The organism is Endozoicomonas atrinae (assembly GCF_001647025.1).
Classification (GTDB): Bacteria; Pseudomonadota; Gammaproteobacteria; order Pseudomonadales; family Endozoicomonadaceae; genus Endozoicomonas; species Endozoicomonas atrinae.
The window spans coordinates 1-893 of record NZ_LUKQ02000642.1; the positions used below are offsets into that span (position 1 = coordinate 1).

Annotated in this window: 1 protein-coding gene; it reads right to left on the bottom strand. The window is 59.4% G+C overall.

The window, feature by feature from the left end:
• Window positions 1-848 (bottom strand): hypothetical protein (locus AK963_RS29735; RefSeq protein WP_139117807.1); only part of this gene is annotated, 848 nt, incomplete at its 3' end.
• Window positions 849-893 lie beyond the last annotated feature (45 nt).

Consider the following 893-nt stretch of genomic DNA (forward strand, 5'->3'; position numbering starts at 1 on the left):
TGCTGCGCTTCGTCGTAGCCCTTACCGTAGGCTTGCTGGTATTCGTTGGCGAGCTGGGCGGTGATGTTGGCACGACGGGCGTTGTTTTGTGTGGATTCGAACATGCCAGAACGGATGGCATCGGCTTCGTTGACGGAGGCCACTCGGTCGGCGGCGCGGTCAATGGCGGAGGCGTAGAGATCACCCCTTCGCTGGGCTTCGGCGTCGACGTGGGACTGGTCGTACTGGGTGAGCGGGACGAGATCACCGAAGCCGTTGATGGTGTTGTTGAGAGTGGCTGAGAGTGAGTCGATCTGGCCGAGAATGTTCTGTTGCTTGTTGAGTTCGTAGTCCCGTTCGGACTGGGCCAGTGCTTGTGCGCGGTAGATTTGGTCAAGGTCAAACTGTCGTTCAAGTCCGGCCAGAGCATCGGCGCGGGACTGACGGTCGAGACCGTAGTTGCGCTGCATGATGGCCTGGGCTTTTGCCTCTTCATATTGGGATTTTGCCCAGTCGCGCTGCTCTTCGGTGAGCTGCTGGTTCTTGAGAAATTGCTCCATCTCGAAGGCGCGTTGCTCGGCGGCACTGGCGTCAAGCTGTGACTGCCGGTCAAGCATGTACTGATATTCGCTGAGCTGCTGGGCGCGGTTCTGTTCGAGCAGGTCTTTGTTGTAGTCGTAGGTCTGCTCGGCGAACATGCGCGACCAGTCGTTCTGTTCACGCTGGTAGCGGTCGTACTCTTCGAGGCGCTGCATCTCCATCAGGGCGAGCTGATAGTTCAGTTGAGTTTGACGACGCTGCTCCTGTAACTGCTGCTGTTGCAGGGAGGCGGCCTGTGCGGCCTGATCGGCGGCGGCTCCGGCCTGCATTCCAGATGTTAAGGCTCCGAGACCGGCACCGATAGCGGTACCCCA